The 4394-nt window shown below is 57.8% G+C and carries 4 protein-coding genes and 1 tRNA gene; all 5 read left to right on the forward strand.

The window, feature by feature from the left end; translation table 11 throughout:
- Positions 1-523 (forward strand): TonB-dependent receptor domain-containing protein (locus WA989_RS02425; protein WP_424338935.1); only part of this gene is annotated, 523 nt, incomplete at its 5' end.
- 112 nt (positions 524-635) lie between these two features.
- Positions 636-1964 carry a sulfatase family protein gene (locus tag WA989_RS02430; RefSeq protein WP_424338936.1) on the forward strand — a complete coding sequence of 443 codons (1329 nt, stop codon included), beginning with the start codon at positions 636-638 and terminating at the stop codon, positions 1962-1964.
- A gap of 42 nt (positions 1965-2006) precedes the next feature.
- On the forward strand, positions 2007-2711 hold the full coding sequence (locus WA989_RS02435) for an IS6 family transposase (protein ID WP_424338937.1): 705 nt from the start codon (positions 2007-2009) through the stop codon (positions 2709-2711).
- A gap of 276 nt (positions 2712-2987) precedes the next feature.
- Positions 2988-3074: transfer RNA gene (locus WA989_RS02440), tRNA-Leu, on the forward strand.
- 102 nt (positions 3075-3176) lie between these two features.
- Positions 3177-4394: DUF6538 domain-containing protein (locus WA989_RS02445; protein ID WP_424338938.1), on the forward strand; the 1218-nt coding region annotated here is incomplete at its 3' end.

The following is a 4394-nucleotide window of genomic DNA, read 5'->3' on the forward strand; positions in this document are numbered from 1 at the left end:
GTTCGAAGGAGAGGTAACAGCCCTGCCGGCCGATGGCCTCACCCTGTCGACGGCTTTCGCCTACACAAATGCGACCTTCGATGAATTCATTGGCGCGCCATGCTACCAGCTGCAGACCGCTGCTGAGGGATGCACCGGCACGCCAGCCGCCCAGGATCTGTCGGGCAAGGACCTTCCGAACGCGCCTCAATGGGTGATCAATGCGCTAGCCAGATATGAGCGCCCCCTGACCCAGTCGCTGGACGGCTTCGTTCAACTCGGCGTGCAGTATCGCGACGACGTCCAGTCCAGCCTGACCAATGATCCGCAGACGATCATTGATGCCTACACCCTGCTGGACCTGCAGCTCGGCGTCGCATTCTGGGATGGACGGGGCCGATTCTCGGTCTTTGGCAGAAACCTCACCGACGAGGCGTTCCCGGAGGCGATCACCGGCATGCCCTTTGATACCGGCGGTTACGCGCAGTTCCGCACGCTGGAAGCTGAGCAGACCTGGGGCGCAAAACTTTCGCTGTCCTACTAGTCCTCCCAAACTGCCGGTGCTTCTTTGGAAGCGCCGGTCTTCTTTTGAGGAATGAAATATGCTTTCCAGAGCGCTAGCCCTGTTGCCTCTCACGCTTCTGGCGTCGTGCGCCTTGGCAGAGGTACCGACCGATGCTGCCAGCCCCGCGGCGAATGAGGCGAGACCGAACATCATTGTCATCCTCGCCGACGATATGGGCTGGGGTGACATAGGTCTTAACGGGTCTGCCCTGACCCGCACGCCGAATATCGACCGCATCGGCGAGGAAGGCGTGCGCCTGACCCAGTTCTATGCAGGCTCGAATGTCTGCACACCGTCGCGCGCCGCCCTTCTGACTGGGCGCTATCCGATCCGCTCGGGCATGCAGCATGTGATCTTCCCTCACTCGGCAGACGGGCTGCCGCCCGAGGAGGTGACGATTGCCGAAGTGCTGAAATCTGCAGGCTATGCCACCGGCATGGTGGGCAAGTGGCATCTCGGACACCGGGACGAATTCTGGCCGACAAATCAGGGCTTCGATGAGTTCTACGGCGTGCCCTACAGCAATGACATGCAGCCCTTCGACCTCTACTCTCACAAGACTGTGGTGCAGTCGCCGGCCGACCAGAAGCAGCTCACGGACAATTACACGAAGGCCGCGACGGATTTCATCAGCACGCATGCCGATGAGCCCTTCTTTCTCTATGTCGCCCAGACCTTTCCGCACGTTCCGCTTTTCGTGCCGGACGACAGGGCTGGCGTGTCGGAAGCGGGGCTCTACGGTGATGTCGTCGAACATCTCGATGACGGGATCGGCGCGATCCTCGCCCGGCTGGACGAAGAGGGCATCGCCGATAATACGCTGATCATCGTCACATCGGACAATGGCCCGTGGTTTGAAGGCGATCCCGGTCATCACCGCGGCCGAAAAGGCGGCACGCATGAGGGCGGCTACCGCGTTCCATTCCTTGCGCGCTGGCCGGGTGCGATCGAGGCGGGCTCTCAGTCAGGTGCCATGACCATGAATATCGACATCCTGCCCACGCTTGCCGCGCTCGCTGGCGCAGCTGTGCCGGGCGACCGGCCAATTGATGGACGGGATATTTTTCCGGTCATGACCGGAAGTGAGCAGTCCCCGCACGATGTCCTCTTTTTCTATAACGGCAATGACATCGCCGCGGCGCGGAACCAGCGTTTCCGGCTTGTCCTGAATACGTACTACAAGGGCTTCTACGTGCCGTTTGAGCAATACGCCGCCGAACTCCTTTTCGACCTCGAGAAAGACCCGGAAGAACGCTTCAGCTATGTCCGCGAATATCCCGGCGTCGTCGAAGACCTCATGGCGAAAGTAACCGAGATGCGAGGCGAAACTGCCGGAATGGAAAAGCCGCCGATCAATCCTGCGCCACCTAAGGATGCCAACGTGCCGAAAGGACCAGTCCTGACGGCACTGTCAGACTAAACGGGCATTGAGCGACTGAGCTGATCTGGATAATTTCGTTCGGTGCTCAAGAACCCGTTTCGCTATTTCAATACGTCACCAGAAATCATCCGCTTGGCGATGATGATGTACGTCTGGTTTCCGCTGTCGTTGCGCAACGTTGAAGACCTGCTGCACGAACGCGGGACCGACGTTAGCCATGAAAGCATCCGTCACAGGTCGAATCGATTTGGCCCGATGCTCGCCGCGGAAATTTGGCGTAAGCGATCCCAATCCATGCGCCAGGTAACACAATGGCGATGGCACCTGGATGAGGTGTTTGTGAAGATAAACGGCAAGCAGCATTATCTCTGGCGCGCGGTTGATGATGAAGGTGAGGTGCTGGAATCGTACGTAACCAAACGCCGGGATCGCAAGGCAGCACTACGTTCTCTGAGAAAAGCGATGAAACGATACGGCGAACCAAAGGTCATTGTGACGGACCGCTTGGCGTCCTATCGTGCTGCCATGAAGGTGCTTGGAAATGCCGATAAACACGAAACAGGGCGACATCTCAACAACCGTGCCGAAAATTCGCATCTACCATTTCGACGACGGGAACGAGCGATGCTCCGTTTCAGGCAAATGCGAAGTTTGCAGAAGTTCGCTTCGGTTCATTCCTCCGTCCACAATCATTTTAATTATCAGAGAAACATCGAGCGCCGGCCAAGATTCAAAGACCTTTGTAACGCCGCTCTTTCCGAATGGCGGCAGCTTATTGCTGCCTAAACCTGCCTGTCTGCCAGCCAGCAGAGACGAGTTTTCATTTGTCTGACAACACCGTCACGCAGACCCTGATTTGAAGACCAGATCCGGGAATTCCCCAGATCGCCCGCCACTGGCGGGCTTTTTCTTGCGCTGCAGTCTCTGGCCGCCCGATTTTCCCTGCTCATCCCGCAATTTGAATGGATACACGAGCACTACGCGAAACAGTAGCAGGTGGCTGGAATTGTTCGTTGACCACATCCTTCGAGTGCCCTATCACGCCGCCTTCGCAGCCGGATTGCCCAGGTGGCGGAATTGGTAGACGCGCTACGTTCAGGTCGTAGTGATCTCACGGTCGTGGAGGTTCGAGTCCTCTCCTGGGCACCAGAAAATCAAAGAAAAGCGGTTATTTTACAAGGCAATATGCCGCTGCTCACTTGCCTCTGGTACGCAAACTGGTACACATGATGCCCTATTATGAGGATCCATGTGAAGTATCTGGTTACGCGCGGCGGCAAGCTTTACTTCCGGCGTCGCGTGCCTGGCCACCTTGTCGATCTGGTCGGAAAGCGGGAGTTCAAGAAGAGCCTCGGACTGGTCACCGGCCAAGAAAGCCGGGCAGCTGCCAAGATTGATCTGCTGGCGCGAGATACCGATCGCATTCTCGAAGAGGCTGAACGCGCAGCAGGCGCAAGCTCGGGAAAACTTGAACTCGCAGACCAGGCCTATGACTGGGCGCGCAGAGAGGACTTTCTAAAAGATGGTGCCGGAAAGACGGGCGGCCCCTACGAAGTCTCATCTTATGAGATTTGGCTAGACGAGCGGCTGAGGGCAGCCCTGGATCGTTCTGGCAAACGCCACGAAGACGAGCTTGGGCCGGAAGATTTCAATCCTGCGACCTGGGCCAAGATCCAGACGGCCAAGAAAGGAGACCGGCTCAAAGTGGCGGCGTCAGTTCGGGATGCAGCGCGGTCCTACGCCAAGCGGCATAAAGGCGGCGAGCTGCCGAAGGCCGAAGGGGCAGCGATTGAACAGTTCATTGAACATGCGGGCGACTTGCTGCTCAAGGATATCAGACGCGCCGACGTCCGCGATTGGATCAACTATCTGATCAAGACACGCCAGCAATCCACGGGAACCGTCAGGCGACGCCTCAACTCGATCAAAGCTGTCGTCAATCGTGCCATCGAGGATTTTGAGCTCGACGTTAAGAACCCCTTCGAGAAACAGAAGCTGCCGAAAGCGCCTATTGATGACGTCTCGAAGCGCCTGCCCTTCAATACAGCACACTGGAACAAACTCGAGGCCTACATTCGGAGAAAGCCGCCAGGTGACGAAACCGGAACAGTGCTTCGCCTGCTCGCTCATTCGCCTTGCCGTCCTCTGGAGATTGGCGGGTTGAACTGGAGTGATGTTTATCTTGATCACGAGGTTCCCCATCTCATGCTCCGTCCAAACGAATGGCGGGAGCTGAAGACCTGGTCGTCGGCACGGGATGTGCCCTTGACAGACGCAGCGCGAAAGGCGCTCAAAGCGTACTGGGAGCGGCAGGGGAGCCCGGTGGATGGCGCGGTCTTTGGCGAGGCGTGCAGAGACACTTCAGCGCTCTCAGCGCGGATAAACAAGGCGATCCGGTTAGCCGGTATCCCAAAATCGGAGCGCCTGGTCTCCTACTCCTTCAGACACAGCTTCGAGGAGGCCATGCGG

Origin of the sequence: Henriciella sp., assembly GCF_049649345.1 — a bacterium.
Classification (GTDB): Bacteria; Pseudomonadota; Alphaproteobacteria; order Caulobacterales; family Hyphomonadaceae; genus Henriciella.